We start from the raw sequence: 26,634 nt of genomic DNA on the forward strand, positions 1-26,634 counted from the left end.
CACCCGATGGAGAAGACTGTGTACAACTCTTTCCCCCTGCACCCCGAATGCCCCGACGTGCGACGGCTGGCCGACAACCCGGCCGAGGCGTTGCTGCGCGCGGAGGCGGACATCGTCGCCGCCGAGAGCGCCGCCGAGCGGGACCGCTACCGCACCCTGGAGAATCTGGAGGAGGCGCAGCAGGACGGTCGTGGCGTCACCCGCCGGACCTTCGTCGTGGGTGCCGCGGCCACCGCCACCGCCCTGGCCACCGCCCAGTTCGTCACCACGTCGGCGTCGTTCGCCGCGACCCCGACCGGCACCCTGATCCACGTCTTCCTCTACGGCGGCCTGGACGGGCTGAGCCTGGTCGCGCCGGACAACGACCCCGTGCTCGCCAAGGACCGTCCCGACCTGCTGCTCGGCAACGACTCGTTGGCCCTGGACCGCGGGTTCAAGATGACCAGCGCGTTCAAGCCGTTGGAGAAGTGGCTGGCGGCCGGTCAGCTGGGCTTCGTCCCGGGGACCTCGGACCCGCGCCTGTCGCGCAGCCACTTCCAGGCCGCGGACGCCTGCAACCTGGGTGGCCTGCCCAACGAGACCGGTGGCCGGGGCTGGCTCGACGGCCTCGTCGACCACCTGGGCAAGGGCACCGCGTTCCGCAGCGTCGGCATCGGCAGCACGCTGCCCCGTTCGCTGGTGGGCACCAACGGCGCCCTGTCGCTGAACAACGTGGGATCGCTGCGGCTCAACGGCGACCAGAAGTACCGGGCCGCCACCGAGGCGGCCATCCGGGGGCTCTTCACCGGGATCAACCACCCGGTGGAGGAGGCCGTGCAGGAGGGCATGGGTGCGCTGGCCACCGCCCAGCAGTTGGCGGCCAAGCCGTACGAGCCCGCCGAGGGCGTCAAGTACGAGGGCGTCGGCAACTCGTTCAAGCAGCTCGCCCAACTGATCAAGGGCGGCGCGAACGTCCGGGTCGCCACCGTCGGGATGGGCGGTTACGACACCCACGAGAACCAGGGCACCGCCGCGGGCGGCCAACTGCACCGCAAGTTGAACGAGCTGGCCACCGCGATGGCGGCCTTCTTCACCGACCTCGGTCCGCAGGCCGCCGACGTGACGATCATGGTGTCCAGCGAGTTCGGTCGTCGGATCCGCTCCAACACCGGCGGCACCGACCACGGGCACGGTGGGGTGGTCACGATCCTCTCCGGCAAGAAGCTGGCCGGTTCGCTGCTCGGCGACTGGAACGGTCTGGACAAGCCGGACTCCGGTGACGTGCCGGAGTACAACAACATGTTCAACGTGTACGGCGCGGTGGCCCAGGGCCGGTTCGGGCTCACCAACGCGGAGGTCGAGAAGGTCTTCCCCCGCCAGAAGTACGCCCCGATGAAGCTGTACGCGTGACGTACCCGCACACCCACGCCGCCGGCCGTCGTACCGGGACCTCGTCCCGGCACGGCGGCCGGTCGGCTGCTCCCGTACCCCCGCAGGTCCCGGACCGGCGCGGACCCGGCGGCCGGCGGCTGCTGGGCCTGCTGCTCCTGGTCGGCCTGCTCGCCAGCGTGCTGCCGTGGTGGCTGGGCACCCCCGCCGGTTCGTTGCGCAGCACCGCGTCCACCGTCACCGCGGCCGGCCGGATCAGCGGTCTGATCGCCGGCTACCTGCTGCTGGTGCAGGTGCTGATGATGAGCCGGCTGCCGGTGCTGGAGCGGTGGATCGGCGGTGAGCAGATGGCCCGCTGGCACCGCGACGTCGGCGCCACCCTGCTGGTCGCCGTGCTGGCGCACCTGTCGCTGATCATCGTCGGCTACTCGGACCTGCGGAACCAGTCGCTCCTCGCCGAGGTCGGCACGCTGCTCGGCGACTACGAGGACATGGTGTCGGCGTTCGTCGCCGCCGGCCTCATGATGCTTGTCGGGTTCAGCAGCATCCGGGGGATCCGCCGGGCGCTGCCCTACGAGATGTGGCACCTGCTGCACCTGTCCAGCTACCTCATCCTGTTGCTCGGCTTCGGCCACCAGTTCGCCCACGGCGCGCAGCTGTACAAGCCCGGTCCGGTGCGCACCGGCTGGATCGCGCTCTACGTGCTGGTGGTCGCCGCCCTGCTCTGGGGCCGGGTGCTCGCGCCGTTGGCGTTCAACCTGCGCTACCGGCTGCGGGTCGCCGACGTGGTCGCCGAGAGCCCCGACACCATCTCCATCTATCTCACCGGCGAGCGGCTCGGCCGGCTGACGATGCTCGGTGGCCAGTACTTCCGCTGGCGTTTCCTCACCCGGGGCTGCTGGTGGCAGTCGCACCCGTTCTCCGTCTCCGCCGCCGCGAACGGCCGCTGGCTGCGGCTCACCGTCAAGGTCGTCGGCACGCACACCGCGGACCTGCGCGACCTGACCCCGGGCAGCCGGGTCTGGGCGGAAGGCCCATCGGGCACCTTCACGGCCGCGCACCGGGTCCGCGAGCGGGCACTGCTGATCGCGGGCGGCAGCGGCATCACGCCGATCCGGGCGATGCTGGAGGAGCTGCCGCCGGGCGCGGCCCTGATCTACCGGGCCCGTACGCCCGCCGACGTGCTGCTCAGCCGTGAGCTGGACTGGCTGGCGCAGGAGCGGCACACCTCGGTCTGGTACGTCATCGGCTCCCGCGACGACCCCGGTCCCCGTCAGCTGATGAGCCCGGACGGGTTGCGGCAACTGGTGCCCGACGTGGCCCGGCGCGACGTCTACCTGTGCGGGCCGCCCGGCCTGGTGGAGCAGTCGGTCCGCGCGCTGCGCGGCGCCGGTGTGCCCCGACGGCAGATCCATCTGGCCACGTTCGAGTTGTAGGAAGGCATCCCCATGCGTCGCGCGTTGCTCGCGATCACCGGCCTGGCCGCCAGCACCACCGCGCTCGTGGTGTTCAAGGGCTCGCCGGGCGCCACCCAGGTCGCCCAGAACCTGCCGACCGCCCAGCCGGTCAACCCCACCCCGCAGGGTGTCGACCCGGCCGCCGAACCGCCCGCCGGCGCGACCGCCGAACCGCCCGCCGGGGCACCGACGCCGTCGGTGAAGCCCAGCGCGCCGTCGTCGGCCAAACCCACCAAGAGCACCACCCGGCCGCCCAGCACCCCCCGTGCCACCACGAAGGCTCCCTCCGCGCCGCGGACCACCACCAAGGCGCCGGAGTCGACCACGCGGCGGGTCACGGGGCCGGGCGTGGACAACGAGTACGGCTTCGTCCAGGTGCAGATCGTCGTCTCCGGCACCCGGATCGTCGAGGCCGTCTCGCTGTCGCTGCCCAGCGGCGGCGAGTCCGACATCCACAGCGACGACGTCAGCAGCAGGTACGACGGCACCGGCGGCGAGGTGGTGCAGAAGCAGAGCGCCAACGTCAACACCGTCTCCGGCGCCACCGAGACCAGCAACTCCTACAAGCAGTCCCTGCGGGGCGCGATCGAGCAGGCGTTCTGACGTGCCGGCCGCGATGATCCGACCCGGGCTGTGCCGGGTCGAGCAGATCATGGGTACGGCGATCACCCTGGACCTGGCCGACGACCTGCCCCCGGCGGCCCTGCACGAGTTGGCCGACGACGTCTTCGCCTGGATGCGCGAGGTGGACGCCCGGTTCAGCACGTACCGGCCGGACAGCGAGGTGTGCCGCTTCGACCGGGGTGAGGTGCTGCTCTCCGAGGCGTCCGCGGATCTGCGGTTCGTGCTGGAGGCCTGCGCGGACCTGTGGGGTGCCACCGACGGCTTCTTCGACGCGTACGCCACCGGGCGGCTCGACCCGTCCGGCTTCGTCAAGGGTTGGGCCGCTCAGGTCGCCTCGGATCGCCTGCTCGCGGCCGGCGCGGCGAACCACTGCGTGAACGCCGGCGGTGACGTGCGGGTGCGCGGCCTCTCCCCGGCCGGGGCGCCGTGGCGCGTCGGCATCCGGCACCCCTGGGACGCCATGGCGACCTGCCTGGTGCTCACCGGCACCGACCTGGCGGTGGCCACGTCCGGCGTCTACGAGCGTGGCCGGCACGTGCTGGACCCGCGCCGGGGCGCCCCGGCCAGCGGGTTGCGCTCGGTGACAGTGGTCGGCACGGACCTCGGTGTGGCCGACGCGTACGCCACCGCCGCCCTCGCCATGGGAACACCCGGCCTCGGCTGGCTGAACGGCCTCGACGACCACACCCACGCGGTGGTGACCGACGACGCCCGCCAGTACGGTTCCGCCGGCCTGCCGCTCACCGACTAGAAGGCCGCGCAGCCCGGCCGGGGCTCCTAGCGGACCGGGCGGTGGGTGCCGGCCGGGCGGGAGCCGGTGGGGCGTGGGCGGCCGGGACGCGAGCCGGACGGCCGGGTGCCGGCCCACCGGTGGCGTGGGTGGCTGCGGCGGGGCGGTTCGGTGCCGCCGGGATGAGGCGCCCTGTCGTTCGTGGACATCGTTCCCCCGTTCGTGGCGCGCGTTCGCGCCGTCTCCCTGTCAACGAGGACCGGCGCCCCGGCGACGCTGTCGGGCACCTGATGGAATCGCCGGCCCGGCACGTCTCACCTGCCTCGTCGGGGCAGTGGCAGGTGACCGGGGAGCAGGTCGGGGGCGAGCGTCACCCCGGCGGCGCGCAGCGCCCCGATCAACGTGTTCTGCACGAGGTACGAATCCGGCAGCTGCCAGCGGGCCTGCTCGGGGGCGACCGCCCAGCGGACCGTGCCCTCCGGCAGTCGGGTGGGCGGCGCGGGGACCCACGAGCCCGGCCCGTGCCGGACCACGTGGAAGCAGTGCTCCAACTCCGGCCGGAGCGGGTCACCGGGGCGGACCAGGAACATCCACCGCCCGGTGGGGGTGACCAGCACCGGTCCTCGTACGCCGGTGCCGGCCGGGTGGATCTGCACCGCGTCGAGCACGTGCCGGCCCAGGTGGGCGGGCACCTCCAGCACGTCGAAGGCCCGGCCGGTGGGCAGCAGCACCCCGTGTGGACGGTTCCGCCACCAGGTGGCCACCCGGGCCGGGTCGGCGCTGGCGGCCAACTCCCAGTTCTCCAGGGCGGGATGGCAACCCACGGTGGGACAGCCGGCCCGGCCGCAGACGAAACGGCTGCGGGCCAGACAGGCCCCCGGCGTGACCTCCCACCCGTGCGTGGCGTACCGCATGGCGACCCGGCGCAGCCGGACTCGTTCCAGCGGTGACAGTTCGGCGACGCGCGGTCCGACGTTCCCCCACATGTGTGCCATCTCCCCTCGTCGGGCCCGGCGGTCGCCAGGTCGCATGTCGAGCACCGTCACTGCCGTAACCCACGATCGTTGAGGTTGACGAACGGCTCGTGCAACTTGCACGAAAAGTACGAGGACTGGCTGTACGGCTGACGTACATCGTGTGCGACCAGCGAAAACCTGAAAGCGAACGGCCGTCGTCGCACCCGCGGACATCGCCCCGGCTCGATCGGTCGGCGGCGGCAGGGGAGGATGGGCAGATGGACGAGCTACCCATAGGACGGCGAGTGGCGTACTGGCGGGGACGCCGCAAGATGTCCCAGCAGGTCTTCGCCGACCGCCTGGGAAAGTCCAAGAGCTGGGTGGACAAGGTCGAACGCGGCGTCCGCCGGTTGGACAAGTTCTCCGTCCTCTACGAGATCGCCGACATCCTCCAGGTCGACGTGCAGCTCCTGCTGGGCAAGGACCCGGAGCGCCGCACCGACGCGCTGAACTGCATCGACCAGGTCGAGGTGCAGGAGATCCGGGCGGCGCTGGAACGCTACGACTCGATGAGCGCGTACTTCGACGCGGTGCCGTGTCCGCCGCCGCTTGACGACCTGCGCAAGGCCGTCAACCACGCCTGGCTGACCTACCAGTACGGCCGCTACGGCATGCTCACCCGGGCGCTGCCCAAGCTGCTGCGCGACGCGCAGGCCGCCGACGCCGCCTACGGCGGTGACCGGGCACCCGAGGCGGCCCACCTGCTCGGGCAGGTCTACCAGATCGCCTCCTCGGTGCTGCGCAAGCTCGGCGAGTGCGACCTCGCCTGGTTGGCCGCCGACCGGTCGATGGCGGTGGCCCAGCGGGCCGACGACCCTCTGCTGGCCGGCATCGCGACCACCCGGGTCTGCAACGCGCTCGTCGCGATGGGCCGGGCCCGCCCCGCGCTGGAGCTGAACGTCCAGATCGCCAACCGGCTGGCCCCGGGTGGGAGCAACGGGGTCACCCCGGCCCGCCTCTCCGTCTACGGGATGCTGCTGCTCCAGGGTGCGATGGCCGCGTCGCGCATCGGTGACACGGCGAGCGTCGACGACCTCATCAACTGCGCGCAGGAGGCCGCCACGCTGCTCGGCGGCGACCACAACCACTACTGGACGTCGTTCGGTCCGACGAACGTCGAACTGCACCGGGCCGCCGCCGCGGTGGAGCTGGGTGACGGGGGGCGGGCCGTGGAGGTGCACCAGATGCGCATCGCGGAGCCCGCCTTCAACGCGCTGCTGCCCGAACGTCGCGCCCACCACCTGCTCGACATCGCCCGCGGGTACGCCCAACTGGGCGACGTGGCGAACGCCGGCGAGATGCTGCTGCTCGGTGACCGACTCGCTCCGTCGGAGGTCCGCTGCCGGCCGATCGCCCACGAGGTGATGTCGGACATCCTTCGTCGCACACGTGGTGCGCCGCCTTCTCCGGTAGCGGAGTTGGCTGAGCACATGGGAGTAGGGGTATGAGCGCGGAGCCGGTGTGATGGCCGGTTCAGCACGCCACAGCGGGCACCGCCAGGTGCTCTACGTCATCGCCTGCGGTTCACCGCTGGCCCGGCACGTCGGTCGCCTGGTCGACCTTGCCCAGCAGGATGGTTGGGACGTCTGCGTGGTCGTCACCCCGGACGGGGCGAAGTTCGTCGACCAGGCCGCACTGGCTCGGCAGACCGGCCACCCGGTGCGGACGCACTACAAGAATCCCGGTGACCCGGACGTGTTGCCGCCCGCCGACGCCATGATCGTCTGCCCGGCCACCGTCAACACGGTCAACAAGTGGGCGGCCGGGATCACCGACACCCTGGCGCTCGGGTTGCTGGTCGAGGCGCAGGGCAAGGGCGTCCCCATCGTCGCGGTGCCGTACACCAACGCCGCGATGGCCGTCCACCCCGCGTTCCGCGCCGGGGTGGCCCGGCTGGCCGAGTGGGGCGTCACGGTGCTCTTCGGTGACCACGTGATCGCCCTGCATCCGCCCGGCACGGGGGAGCAGTACCTGCACACCTTCCCGTGGGCGATGCCGCTCGCCGCCCTGGACGCCGTCTCCGTGAGCGCTGCCTGACGCTCACCCGTACGGCCTGCCCGCGACCCGGCCTGGCCGGGTGTCACCGCTGGACCGCCCCCGCGCCGGTAAGCTGGCCCGCCGTGAGCACTAGCAGATCCGCCCCCACGGTGACCGAGGTGGTGGCCGAGCTGGAACGGCGCTATCCACCGGCCTGGGCCGAGGAGTGGGACCGGGTGGGCCTGGTGCTCGGCGAGCCGGCCGCCCCGGTCCGCCGGGTGCTCTGCGTCGTCGACGTGGTGCCCGAGACGGTCGCCGAGGCCCTCGCCGCCGACGTGGACATGATCGTCGCGCATCACCCCCTGCTGCTGCGCGGGGTCTCCTCGGTGGCTCCGACGACCTTCAAGGGCCGAATCATCCACCAGCTGATCCGGGCCGGGGTGGCGCTCTACGCGGCGCACACCAACGCCGATGTGGCCGCCCCGGGCGTCTCCGACGCCCTCGCCGCCCGATTCGGGCTGACCGGGCTGCGTCCGCTGCAGCGGCCCGCGCCCGGCTCGGCCGCCCACGGCGACGACCGGGGCTTCGGCCGGATCGGGGAGCTGCCCCAGCCGATGACTCTCGCCGAGCTGACCCGACACGCGGCCGCCGTGCTCCCCGTCACGTCCTGGGGAGTTCGCGCGGCGGGGGATCCCGGGCGTATGGTTCGTACCCTCGCCGTCAGCGGCGGGTCGGGGGACAGCTTCCTCGGCGCCGCGACCGCCGCCGGGGTGGACGCGTTCCTCACCGCCGACCTGCGGCACCACCCGGCCGGCGAGCACCTCGCCGCCGATGGTCCCGCCCTGATCGACGCCGCCCACTGGGCGACCGAACGACCGTGGCTGGACGACCTGGCCGCCCTCCTGCGGGAGGCGCTGGGCGTCGAGACGCTGGTGTCCGACCTGGACACCGACCCGTGGACCGTGCACGCCGCCGCACCCGCTGTGGACGACAAGGAGCCCGACCGTGAAGGCTGACCCTCAGGTGCAGCGCCGCCTGCTCGACCTCCAGGCGATCGACACCAACCTCGCCCAGCTCGCGCACCGCCGGCGTTCGCTGCCGGAGCGGGCCGAACTGGAGTCGCTGGCCCGGGAGTTGTCGTCGTTGGAGGATGAGCGGGTCCGCGCCCAGGTGGCGGTCGACGACCTGGACCGGGACATCGCCCGGTTGGAGAAGGACGTCGAGCAGGTCCGCGCCCGCAAGGAGAAGGACGAGAACCGGCTCGCCGCAGGCACCGGCCCGGCCCGGGAGTTGGAGGCGCTCCAGCACGAGCTGGTCTCGTTGAACCGGCGCCAGGGCGACCTGGAGGACGCCGAGCTGGAGCTGATGGAGCAGCGCGAGACCGCGCAGGGCGTCCTGGACGGCGTGGAGCAGCGGCTGGCCGAGACCCGGGACAAGCGGGCCGCGACCGAGCAGCGCCGCGACGACGCGATGGCCGAGATCGCCAAGGAGGAGGAGTTCAAGCGCGGCGCCCGTCAGCCGCTCGCCGCCGACCTCCCGGCCGACCTGGTCACCCTCTACGACAAGATCCGCGCGGACACGGGGTTGGGTGCCGCACTGCTCACCATGGGCCGCTGCGGCGGCTGCCGGCTGGACCTGTCCGGCGCCGACCTGGCCCGGATCCGCAAGGCCGCCCCGGACGACGTGGTCCGCTGCGAGGACTGCCGGCGGATCATGGTCCGCACCAACGAGTCGGGTCTGTAGGTCGTGGCCCCGCGGGTTGTCAGCATCGAGGCCGACGGCGGTTCCCGGGGCAACCCCGGCCCCGCCGGCTACGGCGCGGTGGTGCGGGACGCGGAGACCGGCGAGGTGCTCGCCGAGCGCTCCGAGTCGCTCGGCACGGCGACGAACAACGTCGCCGAGTACCAGGGACTGATCGCCGGGCTGACCGCCGCCGCCGAGCTGGGCGCCGCCGAGGTCGACGTCCGGATGGACTCCAAGCTGGTGGTCGAGCAGATGTGCGGTCGGTGGCAGATCAAGCACCCCGGCCTGCGACCCCTCGCCGCCGAGGCGGCCGTGCTGGTGGGCCGCTTCGCCGCGGTCCGGTTCGCGTGGATCCCCCGCGAGCAGAACCGGCACGCCGACGCGCTCGCCAACGCCGCCATGGACGCCGCCGCCGGCCGACCCGCGCGGACCCCGACGACGGGCCAACCTCCGGCGACGCCCGCGACGGGCAGCGACCCGGCCACCGCGCCGGCCTCGTGGGAGCCGCGGCCGTCGTTCACCGCCACCCGGCTGATCCTGGTCCGGCACGGCGAGACCGAGTACACCGAGCAGCGGCGCTACTCCGGCCGCGGCGACGTGCCACTCTCCGCGAAGGGCCGGGCCCAGGCCCTGGCCACCGGCGCCCGGGTGGCCGCGCTGGCCCCGTCCGTCGCGGCCGTGCTCAGCTCACCGTTGTCCCGGTGTACGGCCACCGCGGCGGCGATCACCGAAGCGCTCGACGGCGACGTGCCGGTCCGCACCGAGGACGACCTGATCGAGTGCGACTTCGGCCAGTGGGAGGGTCGCACCTTCACCGAGGTGCGCGAGCAGTGGCCGGGGGAGATGGACGCCTGGCTCGCCTCACCCCGGATCGCGCCGCCGGACGGGGAGTCGTTCACCCACGTCGCCGAACGCGCGCATCGCGTCGTCACCGGGCTGGTCACCGCGTACCCCGGCGAGACCGTGGTGGTCGTCTCGCACGTCTCGCCGATCAAGCTGGTGCTGCGCGACGCCCTCGCGGCCGGCGACGGGTTCCTGCATCGGCTCTTCCTGGACGCGGCCGGCATTTCGGTGCTCGACATGTGGCCCGACGGCGGCATCGCGGTCCGCACGGTCAACGACACCGCCCACCTCGCCGCAATCTGAGCCGGCGCTCCTCGCACGTTCCCGCCCGGCTGGTCGGTCACGCCGTTCGGCGCAGCCGGTCGGCCGTTCGGCGCAGCACCCTCCGGGCGGGTCAGGTGACCGCCGTCACAGAGTCGTAGCCTCCGGCCGTTACATCGAGAGCCTCGACTCCCCGGAGGTGTGTCAGATGGCTGCACCGGAACCGGAGGCGCCGACCACGGCGCCAACCAGGGCGAAGGACCACAGCCCCTGGAACTGGTTGCTCTTCATCCCCATCGTGGTGCCGCTGATCCCGGTCTTCTTCAATGGCGACTCGCCCCGGGTCTTCGGCTTTCCGCGCTTCTACTGGCTGCAACTGGCGTTCATCCTGCTTGGCGTCGGCACCACGACGCTGGTCTACCAGATGACGAAGAAGCGGGGTGGTTCCTGATGTGGCGTGACCATCTCACCGAGATCATCGTCTTCTCGTTCCTCTTCCTGCTGGTGAGCGTGATGGGCTTCGTGGCCGCCCGGTGGCGGGCGCCGAAGGACATGGCGCACCTGGACGAGTGGGGGCTGGGCGGGCGCAGCTTCGGCGGCTGGATCACCTGGTTCCTGGTCGGTGGTGACCTCTACACCGCGTACACCTTCGTGGCGGTGCCGGCTTTGATGTTCGGTGCCGGAGCGGCCGGGTTCTTCGCCGTGCCGTACACCATCGTGATCTATCCGCTGGTGTTCCTGGTGCTGGTCCGGCTCTGGTCGGTGTCGCACCGGCACGGGTTCGTCACCCCGGCCGACTTCGTCCGCAACCGGTTCGACTCGCCGGTGCTGGCCCTGCTGATCGCGATCACCGGCATCGTGGCCACCATGCCGTACATCGCGTTGCAGTTGATCGGCATCGAGGCCGTGCTCAAGACGATGGGGGTCACCGGCGACAACGCGGTGGCCCGGCACCTGCCGATCATCATCGCGTTCGCGATCCTGGCCGCGTACACCTACCAGTCGGGGCTGCGCGCGCCGGCGCTCATCGCGTTCGTCAAGGACAGCCTGATCTACATCGTCATCCTGGTGGCGGTCGTCTACCTGCCGTACAAGCTGGGTGGCTGGGGGGACATCTTCGCCGCCGCCGACGCGAAGTTCGACGCCTCACCCAGCCCGAACGACGGCATCCTGCTCAACGGCAACAACCAGCTCCAGTACGTGACGTTGGCGCTCGGCTCGGCGTTGGCGCTCTTCCTCTACCCGCACAGCATCACCGGTGTGCTGGCCAGCCGGAACCGTGACGTGATCAAGCGGAACATGTCGGCGCTGCCCGCGTACAGCCTTCTGCTCGGGCTGATCGCGCTGCTCGGTTACATGGCCATCGCGGCCGGTGTGAAGCCGCTGCCCGGCGCGAAGGAGGGCACGGTCGACAGCAACACGGTCGTGCCGCTGCTGTTCGACCAGCAGTTCCCGGACTGGTTCGCCGGTGTCGCGTACGCGGCGATCGGCATCGGCGCGCTGGTGCCCGCGGCGATCATGTCGATCGCGGCGGCGAACCTGTTCACCCGCAACATCTACAAGGAGTACCTGAAGCGGGACGCCTCCCCGGCCCAGGAGGCCAACGTCTCGAAGATCACCTCGCTGGTGGTGAAGGTCGGCGCGGTGGCCTGCATCGTCTTCCTCGACCCGCAGTTCTCCATCGACCTCCAGCTGATCGGTGGCGTGATCATCCTGCAGACGCTGCCGGCGGTGGCGCTGGGTCTCTACACCCGCTGGTTCCACCGCACCGGCCTGATCGTCGGCTGGGCGGTCGGCATGGGGCTGGGCATGTGGATGCTCTACCAGGTGGCCAGCCCGACCCGGAAGCACTTCGGTGGCTCGGCGTTCCCGCTGTCCGAGTTCGGGTTCGACACCACCAAGACGATCTACGTCGGCATCGTGGCCGTGGCGGTCAACCTGGCCGTGGCGGCACTGGTGACGCTCGCGCTGCGGGCCGCGAAGGTCGAGGAAGGGGTCGACGGCACCGAACCGGACGACTACTTCGCCGACGAGGGCGACCCTCGGGTCACCCCCGGTGCCGATCGCGACGCCGACTCGGCCCGCGAGCCGGTCGCCTGACCCCAGGCACGTACGCCCGGGCGCCGACGTGTGTCGGTGCCCGGGCGCACCTGTCCCGCGCCCTGTCCCGCGCCCGCGTCGCTCGCGTCTCCCGCGTCGCTCGCGTCTCCCGCGTCGCTCGCGCCTCCCGCGTCTCCCGCGTCGATCTTGCAGTTGTGGTGCCCAGCAGATGGTGATTCCGTCCTTTTGTCCCCCACCACAACTGCAAGATCGACGGGCCGGGGTGGGGTGGGCCGGGGTGGGGTGGGCCGGGGTGGGCCGGGGCGGGGTGGGGTTGGCGCGGTCTAGCGGCGGTTGCGGTTGATCAGGGCCTGGTTGAGGCGGCTCAGCAGACTCGCCAGGGTGGCCCGGTCCTCGGTGGTCCAGTCGGCCAGCATGTCGCCGTAGAGCCGGGTGCGGGCAGCTTGCACGACGGCCATCCGCTGGAGACCGGCCGGGGTGGGGGAGATGACCGTGCCGCGGCCGTCGGACGGGTCCGGCGTACGCGTGATGAGGCCGTCGCGCTGAAGCGCGGAGACCTGCCGGGTCACGGTGGAGCCGTCCAGGTTGAGGCGGTCGGCGAGCGCGGAGACGTTCTGTGGGCCGGCGTCGGCCAGGTGGCGCAGGATGACGTACGCCGCGCGGTCCAGCACCCGGTGCTCGGCGGTGCCGGTGGCCCGCCGGGTGGCCTCGCCGAAGCGCATCAGCAGGGCCACCTCGGTCTCGATCTGGCCGAGGGTGGTCTCGTCGTGGTCGTCGCTCATAGCTGTATGATACAGAATAAGTACCTGTACGATACAGCTAGTTGGGGAGTCGGAGTGGATCGGCGTACCGAACCGAACCGCAGTGCCATCTACGCCACCACGCTGGTGGCCTTTCTCGCCATCGCCGGCATCGCCGTCGTCGACCCGATCCTGCCGGCCATCGGCGAGGCGATCGGCGTCAGCGCCTGGCAGGTCGAGTTGCTGTTCACCGCGTACATCGCGGTCATGGCCCTCGGCATGATCCCGGCGACGCTGGCCAGCGGCCGGTTCGGCTTCAAGCCGGTGCTCATCACCGGCGTCTCCGTGGTCGGCCTCGCCGCGATCCTCGCCTCGTTCAGCGACAACATCGTGCAGCTCTCCGTGCTGCGCGGTGTCTGGGGGCTGGGTAACGCGATGTTCTTCGCCACCGCCATGGTGGTGCTCGTCAACCTGGCCGTCGACCGGGAATGGGTGGTCGGCCTCTTCGAGACCGCCCTCGGTCTCGGCTTCGCCGTCGGACCGCTGATCGGTGGCCTGCTCGGCGAGGTCAGCTGGCGGCTGCCGTTCTTCGTCTGCGGCGTCTTCATGGTCCTCGCCCTCGGCGTGGCCTCCCGCAAACTGCGCGAGCCCACCAACCGGCAGGCCCCGGTACGCGTCGGCCAGATCTTCGCCACCTACCGCCGGCCGGCGTTCATCGCCCTCTGCGTGGTGACCGCCGCGTACAACTTCGTGTTCTTCGTGGTGCTCGGCTACACGCCGCTCTTCCTCGGCCTGGACGTCATCCCGCTGGGGCTCGCCTTCACCGGCTGGGGGCTCGGCCTGGCCGCCGGCATCATGGTGATCGGCCACCGGCTGGCCCACCGCATCGGCGCGGTGCAGACCGTCGGCGTGGCCATCGCCGGGCTGCTGGTCTGCATGGTCCTCTTCGCCACCTCCCGCAGCACCGCCGAGGCGCTCGTGGTGCTGGTGCTCGCCGGACTCTGCATGGGCCTGGCCAACGCCAACCTCACCGACCTGGCTCTCGGCCTCGGCTCCAGCGACCGGCGCGTCGCCACCGGCGCGTTCAACCTGGTCCGCTGGGGTGCCGCAGCGCCAGCACCGATCATCTCCGGCAAGCTCGCCGAACACTCGCTGTCGTTGCCGTTCTGGGTCGGCTTCGGGGTCCTCGCCGTCGGCGTGCTGGTCTACCTGGCCTTCGCGCACCTGATGGCCGCCGGCTACGGCGAACGGGTGCTCTGGTCCCGCTGGAACCGCGCCGCCGCGAGCACCGAGAACGCCGCCGAGGAACCGGTGGGCGAGGCGTACTGAGCGGGCACCCGCCGCGCCCTGCGGGAGGCTCAACTCAGGGCGCGCCAGAGCAGGTACAGGCCGATCGTCGTGCCGAACACCACGATCAGCGTCTTGAGCAGCACCGGCGGCAGCCGGCGCACCAGCCGGGCGCCCGCGTACCCCCCGATCAGCGTGGCCGGCGCGACCACCGCGACGGCCGTCCAGTTCACCGGGCCGAACACGGCGAACACCACGAGCGTGGTCAACCCGACAAGCGCGGAGAGCAGATTCTTGATCGCGCTGACCCGCGCCAGGGTCGCATCCAGCACCAGGGCCAACCCGGCGACCAGCATCACCCCGAGGGCCGCCCCGAAGTACCCGCCGTACACCGCACCCAGCGCGACCATCGTCTGCACCGTGACCGTCCGCTGGCGCGGGGACAGATCCCGGGGGTGACCGACCAGCCGGCGCAGCGGGTCCTGGAAGGCCAGGACCGCGGTCGCGCCGAGGACCAAGAAGGGTACGACCAGCTCGAACGCGCGGGCCGGGGTGGCCAGCAGCAGCAGCGCGCCGAGAATCGTGCCGACGATCGTGGTGGGCAGCAGCGTGGCCAGGGCGCGGGGGCGCGGCAGGTCCATCCGGCTGCCGGCCACGCTGGCCAGGTAACCGGGGAACACCGCGATGGAGTTGCTGACATTCGCCGCGACCGGGGGCAACCCGACCGCGATCATCGCCGGAAACGTGATCAGTGAGCCACCGCCGGCCACCGCGTTGACCGTGCCAGCGGCGAGTCCGGCAGCGAGCAGCAGCGCGGCGTGGGAGAGATCCATAGCCCCACGAGGCTAGCCGCTGCCCGACCGGGAGGGCCCGCCGGACCGCCGCCCTTGAGCAGCGCGATCTTGTGCAGGCGGGGCGGCAATACCGGCAGTGCGTCCGTCGTTAGGATGAGAGCGCGACGGACGAGTCGACCGGGCGGTCGCGTCGGCGGGCTTCGGCCCGCCGCCGAGGAACGTCCGGACTCCACAGGGCAGGGTGGTTGTTAACGGCAACCCGGGGCGACCCGCGGGACAGTGCCACAGAAAACAGACCGCCGACCCCATCGGGGACGGTAAGGGTGAAACGGTGGGGTAAGAGCCCACCAGCACCCCGGGTGACCGGGGTGGCTCGGTAAACCCCACCCGGAGCAAGGCCAAGCAAGGGCCGTCACCGCAAGATGACGACCCGGCGCAGACGCTTGAGGGCTGCCCGCCCGATGTCTGCGGGTAGGCCGCTGGAGCCTGCCGGCAACGGCAGGCCGAGATGGATGGCCGCCGCCGGCGCAAACCTTTCGGGGTACGCGCCGCGCACAGAATCCGGCGTACAGGTCGACTCGTCCGTCGCCCACCAGCTCAGAGCCGTGATCAAGGCCCTGACCTGGTCGCATGTTCTGACGCTGGTTGGCGTTGACGGTCAACATTGGGCGACGTTTGACGCCCTGACGCACTGAGCGCGCCCTGATCTTGGGGCAGCACCGTCAGCTTGGGAACTCGCTGGGGTGCCGGTCCGGGCCGAAGTCAACGGACCGCGCTCCTGGTCACGGTGCCCGTGGTTGACCGCCGTTCCCCGTGGCTTCCCGGCGCGACGGGCACGTAGGGGCACGCACCAACGTACCGGCGTCACCAGCCAAGCTCAGTCAGCCCGCACCAGCGCGAGTGGCTACGCCTCTGCGAGGATCGGCAGATGCCCCTCCTCGGCTATCTCAACCGCTTCCGCCCACCGGTTGATGCATCCGTGCTTGTCGACGCGACGCCGTGGCTTACTGACCCCTTGTTCTGGCCGGCGTTCCTGCTCTCCGTGGGCGGCTCCTACACGGCTGCGGTGGCCTTCGACCTCGATCCGGCAGATGTCGAGGTCTACGCGGAGGAGATGCACCAGCACGGCATCTGGCCCGTCATCTCTCTGAACCTCGCCCAAGGCCACCGCATGCACATCCTCTTCCGCAACTACGAGGACGATTCGGGATGGGACTACCTGCTTCAGCAAGCGGGATCCGACGACGTGATCACCGCCGCGTCGCTGGAGGGCGGTTTCCACGGGCCGGCACTCTCCTGGCCCGAGCTGGTCAGGACAGCGAGTCAACCGGACCCGAAGCACAGTCAGGCGGAACGTCTCCTCCTGCTCCTTCCTGCTGTGGGCGATGCTGCCATCCCGCGCGGAGCCAAACAGATGGTAGCGGCGGCCGTCACCGCTGTAGGCGCTCAACGGCGACAGAACGAGGTTGCCGGGGAGCTGCTGGCCGGAAGCAATCGATTCTGGGGCGACAGCGATTGGACAGAGCAGAAGGGGCTGCCCGTCTGCCTCGGCCACCACGGCCCTCGTCACCTGGGAGCGCCGGCTGACCGCCTTGCCCTGCTGGCCGAGGCCTTCGGCAGCTAGACCCGAGGAATACGACGAGAAGACGGGCCGACCTCGATCCCGAGTCCGCGTTGCCGAGGCCGGCTGCGGTGCGGTGCGTCGTCAAGGCGTTCCGGGATGAGTCCTATGCCTCGTCGGGGCCGCTGGTCCTGGTCTCGACCGAGCCTGACAGCGTAACGGCCGAGGACGGAACGGCCGTCTTCCTCGTGTCCCCGGACCTCTTAGGCCCGACGGCGGCCCGATAGTGGCAGTGCGATCCGGCCGGCTTGTCTCCAAGCGGTTGCATCGTCGAGGCTCCCTGATTTCTCCAGACGCGACTCGTCCGTCACCTACCAGTTCAGCCGCCCTAATCCAGGCCGCCAGGTTTTATGGTGGCGTGCCCCGGGAGCGGGGGTGTGGACTAGGCGGATGTCCTCGTATCTGGATTTCTTCGCTGACTTCGCGGTCAGCGGCATGGTCCTCGGCGTCGGTCTCGGCTCCCGTCCGGACGACTGGCCGGGCGTACTGGGGTCCGATTTCGATGAGGGGTCGTGGAACGAGCGCCACCTGGTGCGGCAGTTCGGGATCGTCGACGCCAACTTCCATGACGGGTCGGGCGAGTGGATCTGTGATTGCGTCAACGTCAAGCCGGAGAAGTTGCATCGGTTCGACGACATGGTCCCCGAGGTGATCGGCAGCCGGTACGGGAGCTTCCCGCCCCGGGTGCCGTTCGAGGAGGTGGCCGACCGGCTCGTCAGCGCGGGCGTGGAGATCTATCACGTCCGCCGTGTGCATCTGGCTTCCCTCGAAATGTATTGGATACCGGAGGGCAAGGTCATCTTCTCGTTGATCTCCGAATACCAGCTGGAAGACCTCCCCGCGCTGCGGCTCGGGGACGTTTTCGAGGCGTACACCCAAACAGGCGTCGACCTTCGGTCGGAGCAGTTGACCCGGTACCGCTGATGGGGCTTCACGTCGATTGCTCCTGAGCCGCGGGCAGGCCCGTGCCGCCGCTGTGGCACGCTTCGGTGATGATCGAGCTCGCGGACATCGAGGCGGCTGCCGACCGGATCGCCGGCCAGGTGGTCCACACGCCCACCGTGCCCAGCCCCGGCCTGTCTGAGCTCCTCGGCGTGCCCGTCACCGCCAAGCTGGAGCTGCTGCAACGTACCGGGTCGTTCAAGGCGCGTGGCGCGGCGGCGAAGCTGCTCGTCCTGGACGACGCCGAGCGGGCGGCGGGCGTGCTGGCGGTCAGTGGCGGCAACCACGGCATCGCGGTCGCGGTGATGGCCGGCGCCCTGGGCGTGGCGGCGACCGTGGTGATGCCCCGGACAGCGCCGGCGCGTGCCGTCGAGGTAGCCCGCGCGGCCGGTGCCGACGTCCATCTGACCGACGGCATGGCCGCCGCGTTCGCGCTCATGTCCCGGCTGCGGGAGGACGGCCTGACCCTGCTGCACCCGTTCGACGACCCGGTGGTGCTCGCCGGGCAGGGCACGGTCGGACTGGAGCTCGCCGACGACGCCGGTGAGCTGACCGACGTGCTGGTCAGCGTCGGCGGCGGGGCACTGATCTCCGGGGTGGCCGCGGCGCTGCGGGCACGCCGGCCGGGGGTACGGATCTGGGGTGTGGAGACCGAGGGCGCGCAGGCGATGTCGCAGGCCCTGGCCAAGGGTGGGCCGGTCGAGGTGCCGCTGTCGTCGATCGTCACCACGCTCAGCGCGCCGACCGTCTCGCAGCTCACCTACGACCACGTGACTGCCCTGGTCAGCGACGTGCTCGTGGTCTCCGACGCCGAGGCGGTGCGGGGGACGGTGGAGTTGGCCGAGCATGCGAAGGTCTGGGCCGAGCCGGCTGCCGGATGCCTGCTGCCGGCCGCCCGCCGGGTACGGGAGCGGGTGGGTGACGATGCCCGGTTGGGCCTCGTGCTCTGTGGCGGCAACTCCACGGTCGCCGACGTGGCGTCGTGGACGGCACGCCTGGGGGCCTGAGCGCCCTCGGGTGATCCCTACGGCGTGGCTTCGTGCCCCGGCATCCCGTGGCTACGCCGTCGCTCCTTCATCTCCGCTTCGTAGATGTGCCGCCGTCCGCCGGCCAGCTTCTCCCGCGCATCCCGCTCGATCTCCTGGAACGTGGCGTAGTAGCCGTCGTCGAACTCCTCCACGATCTGGAAGGTCCAGCGGCCGGGCAGGAGGTTCCGGCCCAGTAGCTCTTTCTCCACGCGGTTGGCGACGTCGTCGTGACCCGCGTCGCGCAGCAGCTTCACCACCCGATCGAGGGTGAGGTCGGCCCCGCCCACGAGCTGGTGCGCCGAATACAGGTGGCCGCGTACCCGATGGATCGTCTCCATCGCCTTGCTGAGTTCGCCCAGCGCTTCGACTGTGGTGTCGTCCAGCCCTGCTGGGCGGGAGTGCTGTTCGTCGGTCGAATCCTTGCTATTCACGACATTCCCCTACCCGCTGGGGATCCTGCTACTCGTACCCCACTGCTCCTCGCTCCGGAATCTCATTCAGAGGGAGCGGATTTCCTCGAGGACGACTCGGCCGCCCACCTCGACGGTGTCGTCCGGGCCAGGTCGGGTCAGGATCTGCGATCCCTTGCCCTGCCTGATGTCCAACGCGCGGCGCAGTTCGGCGGTGAGCACGATCGCGGACGCCCCGGTGGCCTCATCTTCGATGATGCCGTCGCCCCGGCGGGGAAATCCCCTGGTACGTACCCGACCGGCGGTGCGGTCCTGCCACGCCCACGCGTACAGCCATCCCTCACCGGGCGGCGGAGCCGGCAGCCCGTCGACCACCTCGGCCGAGGCGTACTGCTGCATGAGCCTGTCGGGCGCCCACTGCGCGCGACCCCTGATCCAGGTGAACTCGCCGTCCTGCCAGGTTGGCACCGGACCCGCCGGCGGGTGCAGGACTGCCGGGCCGGCGTGGAGCCGACTCAGCAACCAGGACGTGCCCACCAGGGGATGCCCGGCAAACGGCAGCCGCACGCTCGGCGTGTGGATGTCGACGACCCCGCTCCCGGCGTCATCGACGAAGACGGTCTCGCTGAAACCCAACCGCGCGGCCACGGTTTGACGGTCCTGCCCAGGAGCCACGGCAGGGCCGTCGAGAACAACGCCGAGCGGGTTCCCGTACCGACCGCCGGGACCGCAGAACACCCGGAGTACGTGGAGAGCAGGCACAAGCGATGCTATCGAGGCGCGGCGCGCGGCATGATGCGCCGTTCCCCGGTGTCGGCCATCGAGTGCAACATGCCGGCGGCGAGCGGGATGAGCCGGGCAAGACCGGGTTGGTTGTTGCGCCGGGCCAGTTCGGGGCCGAGCCTGGTCATCAGCCGGGTCAGCGCCGGCAGAGGGCGGATGAAGAGCGTGATCTCGCTGATCAGGCCGTCGGCGGCCAGGCGGAGGCGCTGCGCTTCGTACAGGCGCCGGTCGCCGATCCGGGCTTCGTAGAACAGCGCCACGGTACGACCCTCGGCGACCTGATCGGTGTAGGTGATGCCCTCGATCGTGGCCAGGGCCACCTCAAGCAGGTCGCGTACCTGTTGGCGACCGTGGAAGGCGAACTGCTCGGTGATCGGCGAGACCAGTGTGACGTCCGGGCTGAGAGCGGCGACCGCCGCCGCGGCGTCACCTGCCTCGCCCGCGGCACGCCATGCGGCGACTGCATGGTACGGCTGATTCACCGATACTCCTTCCGAGTGGGCGCCGTCGATGACGGCGGGAGGCTCATCGGTGCAGTGCCCCGATGCGGAGCCGGTTGCCGTCCGGGTCGACCACCTCGAACTCACGTCCCCAGTCCTTCTGCCCGACGGCTCCCACGCCGCAGGCAGCCGCCGCAGCATCGATGTCGTCGACGTACAGGTACAACAGGGTGTCTGGCCGCGCATCCCCGGTGTGCTCCGACAGATGGATCTCCACACCGCCGCGGGCGATGCTCACGTAGAGCGGTAGGTCAGGGGCGAACCGGTGCTCCCACTGCTGCACGAAACCAAGGCGGGAGTACCACATCGCGGCGGCGTTGGCGTCCGTGGTGCGGAGGACAGGCGCAAGGCGTTCGGTCATCCAGGCAGTCTGGCACCGAGGTGCGACGAGAGGGCTCCGGTTACCGCCGCTCGGCGACCTGAGCGACGAACGCCCGCCAAGCCGCCGGGGCGAAGGTCAGTGCCGGGCCGGCAGGGTCCTTGCTGTCCCGAACGCCGATGACGCCGGGCAGGTTGTCGGCGATTTCGACGCAGTTGCCCCCGGACGATCCGCTGCGCCGGGACTTGCGCCAGGTGGCGTTAGTGAGGTCCATGATCGCTGTGCACTTCCTTCATCAGCTCGTTGGACTGTCGGCGCGGGAGCGCTTCGTTCCGTACGTTCTCCCACCTCGTCTGAAGAGTATGTAGCCCATCTTCGCTGTCGACCACGATCCCGCCCAGCTGATTTTCGAGGTGCCCGACCCATGTTCCGTCGCTGGCCCGCGCCAGCGCGAACGGTCCGGACAACCCGATGTGGAGGCCGGCTCCCGCCGGGATCACGTGCACGTGGACGTGCGGCAACTCAGCGACGGTGATGAGGTGCGCGACCTGCTCCGCCATGATGCCGGCGTGCTCGTCGCCGGCGCGACGGAGCGTGGATTCATCCAGCACGGCTACCACCTGCGGCGGCGTGTCACCGGTCAGGATCTTGTGTCGGCTCATGCGAGCGCTTACCTGCTGGTCCACCTCAGTGGCTGACATGAGGTCGTTCAGGCGCATCACCACGCGGGCGTAGTTCTCGGTCTGGAGTAGCCCCGGGATCAGTAGTGGCTCGAAGAGGCGAAGTTGTCGCGCGCCGCGCTCGGCGTCCAGCCATGGCAGGAACCACGACGGTGCGCCGAGTTTCACCACCAGTCGTCCGAACAGCCCGCCGTTACTGAAGGCGCGGTCCGCTCCCCGGATGAAGTCGATCGTCAGCGCCCGGGTGCCGCTCTCCACGGCGCTGACATGCGATGCGCTGAAGCCCGCTGCCCGGCCGAACGCCTCCTGCGTCATTCCGGACGCTCCACGGGCGCGGCGGATCTCACTCACGATGAAGTCCGCGAGGGGACTTGGCACATCAGCCATGCAACGCTCCTCAGATCGGAGATCCGCTTCCTGAGATTCCCCACCGGTCGGGCGTGTTCTGCCAGGTCAGCCCAGACGCCGGGCGCACCTGTCGAGCGTAGTCGTCTCCACAGCAGAGTGTCACCAGGCGGCGCGGCCGTAAGGACGAAGAGGTCTGGCGGTCGCGTTCGTAGCGGGGCCGCTCCCGGTGGGCGAGCACTCACGGGAGCGGCCCCTTCCCAACGACACCAGGGGGAGACCGTGTCCGACAACATGCCCGAGAAGCGCAAGCCCCCGAACCCGGATGCACCAGACGGCGTGAGCCGCGCTGTGGCGTACCCCAGGGGGTCGTGGTGATCGGGTCGATGAGGGCCGGCGATGTGGTCCTCCTGACCACGGCGGCGAGCGTGCAGTTCCTGCGCCCGATCTTCGTGCGCGTGATCCGTGAGCTGCCCGAGCGGCACACGTACGACGGTTGGGTGTGGATTGAGGGGTACGAGCTGAACGCCGCCGGTGACGCGGTGGCGCGGCGAGAGTTGTACGTGCTGCGTGCGGGCGTACGGCTCCAGGCCCAGCCCGCGGCACCGACCAAACCCGCCAGGCGCCGGCCCGTCCGCCGGGGTTCGGTGCGGGTCGGATGACCGCCCGCCCTCGCCCACACCTGCCGATGCGCCCGGCGTGGCTGTGCCGAAACTGCGCCGCGCCCTGGCCGTGTGGCCGGGCTCAACTGGATCTCGCGGCCGAGTTCTACGGTCATTCGATCGCCCTGGCGTTCTACCTGGCCGCGTCGATGCACGAGGCGATCGACGACGTACATGGTCTGGGTCTGCGTCCGAACCTGCCGGCCATGCACGCCCGGTTCCTCGGGTGGTTGTCCCTGGCCCGACGGCCTCGCCGGCCCGGTCGAGCCTGAGGTCCCGTGCGTCGGGCTTGCATCTGATACCTGGGTACAGGCTTACCGTCGACGGTATGAGTGATCGCCACGTCACGACTGACGACGCCCGGGTGCCGGAGGCGTGCACCCTCCCGACGGCGGAACGGCCGCTGCGGCTCGCCGAGTTCGATCAGTTCTGCGCCGCTGCGGTGCGGGGCCTCGACCGGCTGTCGGCGCGGCACCTGCGGTTGCGGCTGGATGGTGGTGCGCGGGCCGAGGAGATGGCGCGGGACCTGACGGCCCGGGAGTCGTCCTGCTGCTCGTTCTTCACGTTCGACCTCTCCCGGCCGGACCCCGACTCGCTCTCGCTGGACGTCCGGGTGCCGGCGGCCCACGTCGACGTGCTCGACGCCCTCGCCGAACGGGCCGTGTCCCTGCGGGATCAGAGGTGACCGGGTCGGGCCTGCGCAGCGGTCAACTGGCCGATGCGGCAGGAGTCAACCAGCAGACGCTGCGCTACTACGAGCGCCGAGGTCTGCTCGACTCGCCGCAGCGGTCGCCGGGCGGGCACCGGCTCTACCCGCCCGAGACGGTCACCCTGCTGCGGGTCATCAAGGCCGCGCAACGCCTGGGATTCACCCTCAAGGAGGTTGCCGACCTGCTCGACGCCGGCCGGCACCGGGGCCGGTCCGACACCGGCCTCCAGGCGCGGGCCAGGGAGAAGCTCATCGAGGTCGAGCAGCGGCTGGCGGACCTGACGGTCATCCGCGACACCCTGCGGGACGCCATCTCGGCCGGTTGTGACGACCTGGTCGCCTGCGCCGACAGCGCCTGCTGCCCCCTGCCCCTCCGGTGATCGGATGGATCAACTCCGGGGCGGGAAGCCGTGCTCACACTGACCAACGACTGTCCGAGCCGATTGTGCGAGGTCGCCTAGCCTCGGCTCGTGGACGACACACTCCTTCGCCGGCTCCGGGTCGAGCAGGCCCGAGCGCTGCTCGACAACGCCGACCCGCACCACGCGGTGATGCTGGCCTGCGACCTGCTGGTGGCCGGCGTCGACGGCGAGGCCGTGGTGGCGCTCGCGTCGGAGTCAGCCCGGACACTGCCGGTGCATGACGCGAACCGGCGCCTGGCGGCGGTCCTCGCCGAACTGGGGCTCGGGGAGCCAGACCTGCCAACCGCGGTGGCACTGATCGCGGCCGACACCGCCGAGCGGATCCTCGACGGGAGCATCACCGCCGAGGTGGGGACGTGGGATACGAGGGCAGCCAACTGGACGACCTGCTTCCGGCCGTCAGCGCGCTGGCCAGTCGTCTTGAGGACGACCTCCACGGACGGGCCGACGACGAGCTGCGGACCCAGCTCGCCGCGCTCGCGCGGACCATCCTCAACCGCGCCCGGACCCAGGCAGGTAAGGGCGGGTGAGTCAGCAGCGGGGGGCGTTGAGCGGGGCGGCACCGGCGAGCGCTTCGACGGTCGCCGTTGGCGCGACCGATTCGGACGGGGTCGGCGAGGGCGCGATGCTGGGGGACGGCGGGGCCGAGGGCGAACTGCTGGGCGTGGGGGCGGCGAGGGCGGCCGTACTGCGTTGGACCTGCTTCGTGACCATCCGGATGGCGGTGGCGGTCGCCTGGCGCCCGTACACGTCGGTGACCCTGATGCTGTACGGCCCGGGGCCGAGGCCGCCCTCGACGGTCCAGTAGTTGTCACTCTGGCGGGCCGCCTTGCGGAAGCCGCCGCCGGGTCCCTTCGCCTCCACCGACCGGAGCGGGTTGCCGTGGTTGCCGACCTGCACCGCGAACCAGTACCGCGAGGCGCCACCCTTCATCCGGAAGGTGAGGCCGCCGTCGAGCGGAGGGTTCACCACCGCCCGGTACGTCACCTGCGCGATGCCCTGCGCCCGATCGGCGATCTTGGCGAACGCCTCGTCGGAGAGGTCGATCTTGCCGGTACCGCACCCGCCGCACTGGTCCATGACCATGACCCGGACGCTGCCCTTCGGACCGGTCACGTCCAGGTAGCTGCCGCAGGCCGCGGACCCCGAGTACGCCGACGAGCCGAGGGCCACGTAGAGCCGGTCTGCCGGTGGACCCGGGAAGGAGCAGTTGCCGCCCGAACGGCCGGCGTCGTAGAAGCTGGCCTTCGCCTTGTGGACAGTGTTTCCCGTCGGTGGGGCGGCGCAGGCCGGGGTGGCGCCGCCGCGGACGGCGAGGGTGATGCCGAGTACGGCGGCCAGAGCGGTGACACCGGCACCGGCCAACAGGTGTCTGACCCGCCGAGTTCGCCGGGGTGTGTCGTTGGTGCCGACCGGGGTGTCGTTCTCGGGAGCCGCGTCTGGTGCCGTCACGGCGCCTGATGTTGCCGCAGCATGGCGGGGCAGCGCAAAGTCGTCGGGCGAACCGTCACTCGTCGCGCCGGCGGGGTCGCAATCCGCTCAGGGGCGGCGGGGGCGGCTCGGTCCACTCGGCTTCACGGAAGGCGGGGTCTCCTGTGGCCCGGGATGGGCTGGTTTCGAGGAAGCCGAGTGGATCAAGCGGTGGTCATGGGCGGGGGCGTAATCCGCTCAGGGCGGTGGTGACGACGAGGTCGGCGTACTCGGCGGTGAGCGGGCCGCTGCGGTGCAGCCATCGGCTGAGCAGCGGTCCCCAGATCAGGTCCACCGCCACGTCCAGGTCGATGTCCTCGGCCAGTTGTCCGGCCTGTTGGGCGCTGCGCAGGCGCTGCCGTTTCGCCTGTTTCAACGGCCCGTCCAGGCGTTCGGCGTAGGCGGCCGCCAGCTCGGGGTCGAGCGCGATCTCGGTGGCCAGGGCGCGCATCGGTTGCTCGTAGCGGGGATCGTTCATCTCCTCGACCGTGGCGCGGAGCACCAGGGTCAGGTCGGCGGACAGGTCGCCGGTGTCCGGCAACGTCGGCGGCCCGCCCTCGGTGGCCTCGCTGAGCATGAGGAAGGCGTCGAAGATGACCGCGCCCTTGGACGGCCACCAGCGGTAGATGGTCTGTTTGCCGACGCCGGCGCGCGCGGCGATGCCCTCGATGCTGACCTTCGCGTACCCGATCTCCTGGAGCAGGTCGAAGGCCGCGGTGAGGATGGCGCGTCGGGAGGTCTCTCTCCGGCGGGCCGTGTTGGGCGTCATGGGGCACCACGATATCAGCGACGAGACGAACCGTCTCGTCTTGACGGCAGGCGTGGCGCGGCCTAATCTCCTTCACAACGAGACGGACCGTCTCGTCTCGCTTGGAGAGTGGAGACCGACATGCGTACCTGGTTCATCACCGGCGCCAGCCGCGGCCTGGGCCGCGCCTTCGCCAACGCGGCGCTCGACCGTGGGGACCGGGTGGTCGCCGCCGCTCGGACCATCGCCCGGGAGGACTTCGACGAGCGGTACGGCGACCGACTGCTGACCCTGACCCTCGACGTGACCGACCGGGCGGCGGTCTTCGCCGCCGTGGCCGTCGCCGTCGAGCACTTCGGACGGCTCGACATCGTCGTCAACAACGCCGGGACCCTGTCCATGGGAATGGTCGAAGAGTTCACCGAGGCACAGGCGCGAGCCCAGTTCGAGGTCAACCTGTTCGGGGCGCTGTGGGTCAGTCAGGCGGTGCTGCCGCACCTGCGCGCCCAACGGTCCGGCCACATCGTGCAGGTGTCCAGCATCGCCGCGCTCGGCGGTTTTCCGAGCACCGGCATGTACAGCGCGAGCAAATTCGCACTGGAAGGCATGAGCGAGGCGTTGGCAATGGAGGCGGCCGCCTTCGGCATCACACTCAGCATCGTGCAGCCGGGCGGTTACTGGACCGACCTCTACACCAGTCTGAGCGCCACCACTCCGATGGAGGACTACGCGCCGCTGCGCGCCGAACTGGAACGACAGTGGGCGGAGGGGTCGATCGACAGCGAGCCCCGGCTGGCCGCCGAGGCGCTGCTGCGCCTGGTCGACAGCGACGACCCGCCGCTGCGGCTCCTGCTCGGAAGCATGGTCTACGACCTGGCGTTCGACATCGCCCGCCGACGGATGGACACCTGGGCAGGCTGGGAACAGGTCAGCCGGGCCGCCGAGCACGCCGTGCCCGCCCCCGAGCACGACAACTGAGGGACTGCTCGTATCGCCACGAGCCCGGGGCGCGGCGTTCTAGGCTCCGAGATATGGCGGCGGCGTGCCCATCTCGAATTGGCGCACAGGTCCGGGCAGTGCCCTCACCCCATGAT

General features: G+C 70.9%; 32 protein-coding genes and 1 other RNA gene. 22 read left to right on the top strand and 11 right to left on the bottom strand.

Annotated features, from left to right (window positions below):
- Nucleotides 1-6 precede the first annotated feature (6 nt).
- The 4 genes from AB0C01_RS15095 to AB0C01_RS15110 are packed head-to-tail and all read left to right on the top strand — an operon-like array spanning nt 7 to nt 4,200.
- Complete coding sequence (locus AB0C01_RS15095; protein ID WP_357244914.1) at nt 7-1,389, top strand: DUF1501 domain-containing protein; 1,383 nt, start codon at nt 7-9, stop codon at nt 1,387-1,389.
- Nucleotides 1,386-2,804, top strand: coding sequence for a ferredoxin reductase family protein (locus AB0C01_RS15100; RefSeq protein ID WP_357571395.1), 1,419 nt, complete (start codon nt 1,386-1,388; stop codon nt 2,802-2,804). Before AB0C01_RS15095 ends, AB0C01_RS15100 begins: the two co-directional genes overlap by 4 nt.
- A 12-nt stretch (nt 2,805-2,816) precedes the next feature.
- A complete protein-coding gene (locus AB0C01_RS15105) occupies nt 2,817-3,428 on the top strand; it encodes an FMN-binding protein (RefSeq protein WP_357244918.1) in 612 nt (203 codons plus the stop codon).
- A 49-nt stretch (nt 3,429-3,477) separates the two neighbouring features.
- Nucleotides 3,478-4,200 (top strand): FAD:protein FMN transferase, encoded by a 723-nt coding sequence (locus AB0C01_RS15110; protein ID WP_357571554.1) that lies wholly within the window; start codon nt 3,478-3,480, stop codon nt 4,198-4,200.
- A gap of 293 nt (nt 4,201-4,493) precedes the next feature.
- On the opposite strand, the gene AB0C01_RS15115 is transcribed toward AB0C01_RS15110, so the two are convergent.
- Nucleotides 4,494-5,165, bottom strand: a complete 672-nt coding sequence (locus AB0C01_RS15115; RefSeq protein ID WP_357244920.1) for a bifunctional DNA primase/polymerase — start codon at nt 5,163-5,165, stop codon at nt 4,494-4,496.
- A 248-nt stretch (nt 5,166-5,413) separates the two neighbouring features.
- Here AB0C01_RS15115 and AB0C01_RS15120 point away from each other — a divergent pair, with 248 nt between their 5' ends.
- From AB0C01_RS15120 to mctP, 7 genes are all read left to right on the top strand, one after another.
- Nucleotides 5,414-6,643, top strand: a complete 1,230-nt coding sequence (locus AB0C01_RS15120; RefSeq protein ID WP_357244922.1) for a helix-turn-helix domain-containing protein — start codon at nt 5,414-5,416, stop codon at nt 6,641-6,643.
- A 16-nt stretch (nt 6,644-6,659) separates the two neighbouring features.
- A complete protein-coding gene (locus AB0C01_RS15125; protein WP_357244924.1) occupies nt 6,660-7,232 on the top strand; it encodes a flavoprotein in 573 nt (190 codons plus the stop codon).
- A gap of 83 nt (nt 7,233-7,315) precedes the next feature.
- The gene (locus AB0C01_RS15130; RefSeq protein WP_357571396.1) at nt 7,316-8,188 is read left to right on the top strand and encodes a Nif3-like dinuclear metal center hexameric protein; all 873 of its coding nucleotides are present in this window, start codon (nt 7,316-7,318) and stop codon (nt 8,186-8,188) included.
- The gene (locus AB0C01_RS15135) at nt 8,178-8,915 is read left to right on the top strand and encodes a C4-type zinc ribbon domain-containing protein (RefSeq protein ID WP_357244928.1); all 738 of its coding nucleotides are present in this window, start codon (nt 8,178-8,180) and stop codon (nt 8,913-8,915) included. The genes AB0C01_RS15130 and AB0C01_RS15135 overlap by 11 nt, the downstream gene beginning before the upstream one ends.
- Before the next feature lie 3 nt (nt 8,916-8,918).
- Complete coding sequence (locus AB0C01_RS15140) at nt 8,919-10,061, top strand: bifunctional RNase H/acid phosphatase (protein WP_357571397.1); 1,143 nt, start codon at nt 8,919-8,921, stop codon at nt 10,059-10,061.
- Nucleotides 10,062-10,227: 166 nt separating this feature from the next.
- Nucleotides 10,228-10,470: a DUF3311 domain-containing protein gene (locus AB0C01_RS15145; protein ID WP_238647498.1), complete on the top strand. Its 243-nt coding sequence runs from the start codon at nt 10,228-10,230 to the stop codon at nt 10,468-10,470.
- Nucleotides 10,470-12,119, top strand: coding sequence for a monocarboxylate uptake permease MctP (mctP, locus tag AB0C01_RS15150; protein WP_357571398.1), 1,650 nt, complete (start codon nt 10,470-10,472; stop codon nt 12,117-12,119). The genes AB0C01_RS15145 and mctP overlap by 1 nt, the downstream gene beginning before the upstream one ends.
- Before the next feature lie 284 nt (nt 12,120-12,403).
- Here mctP and AB0C01_RS15155 read toward each other — a convergent pair whose 3' ends face one another.
- Complete coding sequence (locus AB0C01_RS15155) at nt 12,404-12,862, bottom strand: MarR family transcriptional regulator (protein ID WP_357571399.1); 459 nt, start codon at nt 12,860-12,862, stop codon at nt 12,404-12,406.
- A gap of 54 nt (nt 12,863-12,916) precedes the next feature.
- Here AB0C01_RS15155 and AB0C01_RS15160 point away from each other — a divergent pair, with 54 nt between their 5' ends.
- On the top strand, nt 12,917-14,149 hold the full coding sequence (locus AB0C01_RS15160) for an MFS transporter (RefSeq protein WP_357244936.1): 1,233 nt from the start codon (nt 12,917-12,919) through the stop codon (nt 14,147-14,149).
- Nucleotides 14,150-14,178: 29 nt separating this feature from the next.
- On the opposite strand, the gene AB0C01_RS15165 is transcribed toward AB0C01_RS15160, so the two are convergent.
- Entirely contained in the window at nt 14,179-14,940 is a 762-nt protein-coding gene (locus tag AB0C01_RS15165) for a sulfite exporter TauE/SafE family protein (RefSeq protein WP_357571400.1), read from the bottom strand.
- 130 nt (nt 14,941-15,070) lie between these two features.
- Between AB0C01_RS15165 and rnpB the strand changes: the two genes are divergently transcribed.
- The 4 genes from rnpB (at nt 15,071) to AB0C01_RS15185 (ending at nt 18,471) form a co-directional block, all read left to right on the top strand.
- An RNA gene (gene rnpB, locus AB0C01_RS15170) (RNase P RNA component class A) lies at nt 15,071-15,486 on the top strand.
- A 343-nt stretch (nt 15,487-15,829) separates the two neighbouring features.
- Entirely contained in the window at nt 15,830-16,525 is a 696-nt protein-coding gene (locus AB0C01_RS15175) for a hypothetical protein (RefSeq protein WP_357571401.1), read from the top strand.
- Between the two features lie 387 nt (nt 16,526-16,912).
- Nucleotides 16,913-17,446, top strand: a complete 534-nt coding sequence (locus tag AB0C01_RS15180) for a hypothetical protein (RefSeq protein ID WP_357244942.1) — start codon at nt 16,913-16,915, stop codon at nt 17,444-17,446.
- A 68-nt stretch (nt 17,447-17,514) separates the two neighbouring features.
- Nucleotides 17,515-18,471, top strand: a complete 957-nt coding sequence (locus tag AB0C01_RS15185) for a threonine/serine dehydratase (RefSeq protein ID WP_357571402.1) — start codon at nt 17,515-17,517, stop codon at nt 18,469-18,471.
- Between the two features lie 17 nt (nt 18,472-18,488).
- Here AB0C01_RS15185 and AB0C01_RS15190 read toward each other — a convergent pair whose 3' ends face one another.
- The 6 genes from AB0C01_RS15190 to AB0C01_RS15215 all read right to left on the bottom strand — a co-directional run bounded on the left by AB0C01_RS15190 (nt 18,489) and on the right by AB0C01_RS15215 (nt 21,571).
- Entirely contained in the window at nt 18,489-18,923 is a 435-nt protein-coding gene (locus AB0C01_RS15190) for a hypothetical protein (protein ID WP_357244946.1), read from the bottom strand.
- A 66-nt stretch (nt 18,924-18,989) separates the two neighbouring features.
- Nucleotides 18,990-19,664 carry a PhzF family phenazine biosynthesis protein gene (locus AB0C01_RS15195; RefSeq protein ID WP_357244948.1) on the bottom strand — a complete coding sequence of 225 codons (675 nt, stop codon included), beginning with the start codon at nt 19,662-19,664 and terminating at the stop codon, nt 18,990-18,992.
- 8 nt (nt 19,665-19,672) lie between these two features.
- Nucleotides 19,673-20,167, bottom strand: coding sequence for a nuclear transport factor 2 family protein (locus AB0C01_RS15200; RefSeq protein ID WP_357571403.1), 495 nt, complete (start codon nt 20,165-20,167; stop codon nt 19,673-19,675).
- Between the two features lie 43 nt (nt 20,168-20,210).
- The gene (locus AB0C01_RS15205; protein WP_357571404.1) at nt 20,211-20,546 is read right to left on the bottom strand and encodes a glyoxalase superfamily protein; all 336 of its coding nucleotides are present in this window, start codon (nt 20,544-20,546) and stop codon (nt 20,211-20,213) included.
- A gap of 40 nt (nt 20,547-20,586) precedes the next feature.
- Complete coding sequence (locus AB0C01_RS15210; RefSeq protein WP_357571405.1) at nt 20,587-20,778, bottom strand: DUF397 domain-containing protein; 192 nt, start codon at nt 20,776-20,778, stop codon at nt 20,587-20,589.
- The gene (locus AB0C01_RS15215; protein ID WP_210927892.1) at nt 20,765-21,571 is read right to left on the bottom strand and encodes a helix-turn-helix transcriptional regulator; all 807 of its coding nucleotides are present in this window, start codon (nt 21,569-21,571) and stop codon (nt 20,765-20,767) included. Before AB0C01_RS15215 ends, AB0C01_RS15210 begins: the two co-directional genes overlap by 14 nt.
- 344 nt (nt 21,572-21,915) lie before the next feature.
- On the opposite strand from AB0C01_RS15215, the gene AB0C01_RS15220 reads away from it, so the two are divergent.
- The 5 genes from AB0C01_RS15220 (at nt 21,916) to AB0C01_RS15240 (ending at nt 23,852) form a co-directional block, all read left to right on the top strand.
- The gene (locus tag AB0C01_RS15220) at nt 21,916-22,191 is read left to right on the top strand and encodes a hypothetical protein (RefSeq protein ID WP_357571406.1); all 276 of its coding nucleotides are present in this window, start codon (nt 21,916-21,918) and stop codon (nt 22,189-22,191) included.
- Nucleotides 22,188-22,463 carry a hypothetical protein gene (locus tag AB0C01_RS15225; RefSeq protein ID WP_357571407.1) on the top strand — a complete coding sequence of 92 codons (276 nt, stop codon included), beginning with the start codon at nt 22,188-22,190 and terminating at the stop codon, nt 22,461-22,463. The genes AB0C01_RS15220 and AB0C01_RS15225 overlap by 4 nt, the downstream gene beginning before the upstream one ends.
- A gap of 56 nt (nt 22,464-22,519) precedes the next feature.
- Nucleotides 22,520-22,876 carry a hypothetical protein gene (locus AB0C01_RS15230; protein WP_357571408.1) on the top strand — a complete coding sequence of 119 codons (357 nt, stop codon included), beginning with the start codon at nt 22,520-22,522 and terminating at the stop codon, nt 22,874-22,876.
- Nucleotides 22,873-23,280 (top strand): MerR family transcriptional regulator, encoded by a 408-nt coding sequence (locus AB0C01_RS15235; protein ID WP_357571409.1) that lies wholly within the window; start codon nt 22,873-22,875, stop codon nt 23,278-23,280. The genes AB0C01_RS15230 and AB0C01_RS15235 overlap by 4 nt, the downstream gene beginning before the upstream one ends.
- Before the next feature lie 398 nt (nt 23,281-23,678).
- Nucleotides 23,679-23,852 carry a hypothetical protein gene (locus tag AB0C01_RS15240; protein WP_357571410.1) on the top strand — a complete coding sequence of 58 codons (174 nt, stop codon included), beginning with the start codon at nt 23,679-23,681 and terminating at the stop codon, nt 23,850-23,852.
- Nucleotide 23,853: 1 nt separating this feature from the next.
- Here AB0C01_RS15240 and AB0C01_RS15245 read toward each other — a convergent pair whose 3' ends face one another.
- A complete protein-coding gene (locus tag AB0C01_RS15245; protein WP_357571411.1) occupies nt 23,854-24,774 on the bottom strand; it encodes an expansin EXLX1 family cellulose-binding protein in 921 nt (306 codons plus the stop codon).
- Nucleotides 24,775-24,967: 193 nt separating this feature from the next.
- Complete coding sequence (locus AB0C01_RS15250) at nt 24,968-25,561, bottom strand: TetR/AcrR family transcriptional regulator (protein WP_357571412.1); 594 nt, start codon at nt 25,559-25,561, stop codon at nt 24,968-24,970.
- A 120-nt stretch (nt 25,562-25,681) separates the two neighbouring features.
- On the opposite strand from AB0C01_RS15250, the gene AB0C01_RS15255 reads away from it, so the two are divergent.
- Nucleotides 25,682-26,518, top strand: a complete 837-nt coding sequence (locus AB0C01_RS15255; protein WP_357571413.1) for an SDR family oxidoreductase — start codon at nt 25,682-25,684, stop codon at nt 26,516-26,518.
- Nucleotides 26,519-26,634: the final 116 nt, after the last annotated feature.

The organism is Micromonospora sp. NPDC048905, assembly GCF_040649655.1.
Taxonomy (GTDB): domain Bacteria; phylum Actinomycetota; class Actinomycetes; order Mycobacteriales; family Micromonosporaceae; genus Micromonospora.

Excerpts from the sequence above, each read along its gene's own strand:
- AB0C01_RS15095 (WP_357244914.1), top strand. The coding sequence starts at position 7 with ATGGAGAAGACTGTGTACAACTCTTTCCCCCTGCACCCCGAATGCCCC.
- AB0C01_RS15105 (WP_357244918.1), top strand. The coding sequence starts at position 2,817 with ATGCGTCGCGCGTTGCTCGCGATCACCGGCCTGGCCGCCAGCACCACC.
- AB0C01_RS15110 (WP_357571554.1), top strand. The coding sequence starts at position 3,478 with ATGGGTACGGCGATCACCCTGGACCTGGCCGACGACCTGCCCCCGGCG.
- AB0C01_RS15115 (WP_357244920.1), bottom strand. The coding sequence starts at position 5,165 with ATGTGGGGGAACGTCGGACCGCGCGTCGCCGAACTGTCACCGCTGGAA.
- AB0C01_RS15120 (WP_357244922.1), top strand. The coding sequence starts at position 5,414 with ATGGACGAGCTACCCATAGGACGGCGAGTGGCGTACTGGCGGGGACGC.
- AB0C01_RS15125 (WP_357244924.1), top strand. The coding sequence starts at position 6,660 with ATGGCCGGTTCAGCACGCCACAGCGGGCACCGCCAGGTGCTCTACGTC.
- AB0C01_RS15145 (WP_238647498.1), top strand. The coding sequence starts at position 10,228 with ATGGCTGCACCGGAACCGGAGGCGCCGACCACGGCGCCAACCAGGGCG.
- mctP (WP_357571398.1), top strand. The coding sequence starts at position 10,470 with ATGTGGCGTGACCATCTCACCGAGATCATCGTCTTCTCGTTCCTCTTC.
- AB0C01_RS15155 (WP_357571399.1), bottom strand. The coding sequence starts at position 12,862 with ATGAGCGACGACCACGACGAGACCACCCTCGGCCAGATCGAGACCGAG.
- AB0C01_RS15165 (WP_357571400.1), bottom strand. The coding sequence starts at position 14,940 with ATGGATCTCTCCCACGCCGCGCTGCTGCTCGCTGCCGGACTCGCCGCT.
- AB0C01_RS15175 (WP_357571401.1), top strand. The coding sequence starts at position 15,830 with ATGCCCCTCCTCGGCTATCTCAACCGCTTCCGCCCACCGGTTGATGCA.
- AB0C01_RS15180 (WP_357244942.1), top strand. The coding sequence starts at position 16,913 with ATGTCCTCGTATCTGGATTTCTTCGCTGACTTCGCGGTCAGCGGCATG.
- AB0C01_RS15185 (WP_357571402.1), top strand. The coding sequence starts at position 17,515 with ATGATCGAGCTCGCGGACATCGAGGCGGCTGCCGACCGGATCGCCGGC.
- AB0C01_RS15205 (WP_357571404.1), bottom strand. The coding sequence starts at position 20,546 with ATGACCGAACGCCTTGCGCCTGTCCTCCGCACCACGGACGCCAACGCC.
- AB0C01_RS15210 (WP_357571405.1), bottom strand. The coding sequence starts at position 20,778 with ATGGACCTCACTAACGCCACCTGGCGCAAGTCCCGGCGCAGCGGATCG.
- AB0C01_RS15215 (WP_210927892.1), bottom strand. The coding sequence starts at position 21,571 with ATGGCTGATGTGCCAAGTCCCCTCGCGGACTTCATCGTGAGTGAGATC.
- AB0C01_RS15220 (WP_357571406.1), top strand. The coding sequence starts at position 21,916 with ATGAGGGCCGGCGATGTGGTCCTCCTGACCACGGCGGCGAGCGTGCAG.
- AB0C01_RS15225 (WP_357571407.1), top strand. The coding sequence starts at position 22,188 with ATGACCGCCCGCCCTCGCCCACACCTGCCGATGCGCCCGGCGTGGCTG.
- AB0C01_RS15230 (WP_357571408.1), top strand. The coding sequence starts at position 22,520 with ATGAGTGATCGCCACGTCACGACTGACGACGCCCGGGTGCCGGAGGCG.
- AB0C01_RS15250 (WP_357571412.1), bottom strand. The coding sequence starts at position 25,561 with ATGACGCCCAACACGGCCCGCCGGAGAGAGACCTCCCGACGCGCCATC.
- AB0C01_RS15255 (WP_357571413.1), top strand. The coding sequence starts at position 25,682 with ATGCGTACCTGGTTCATCACCGGCGCCAGCCGCGGCCTGGGCCGCGCC.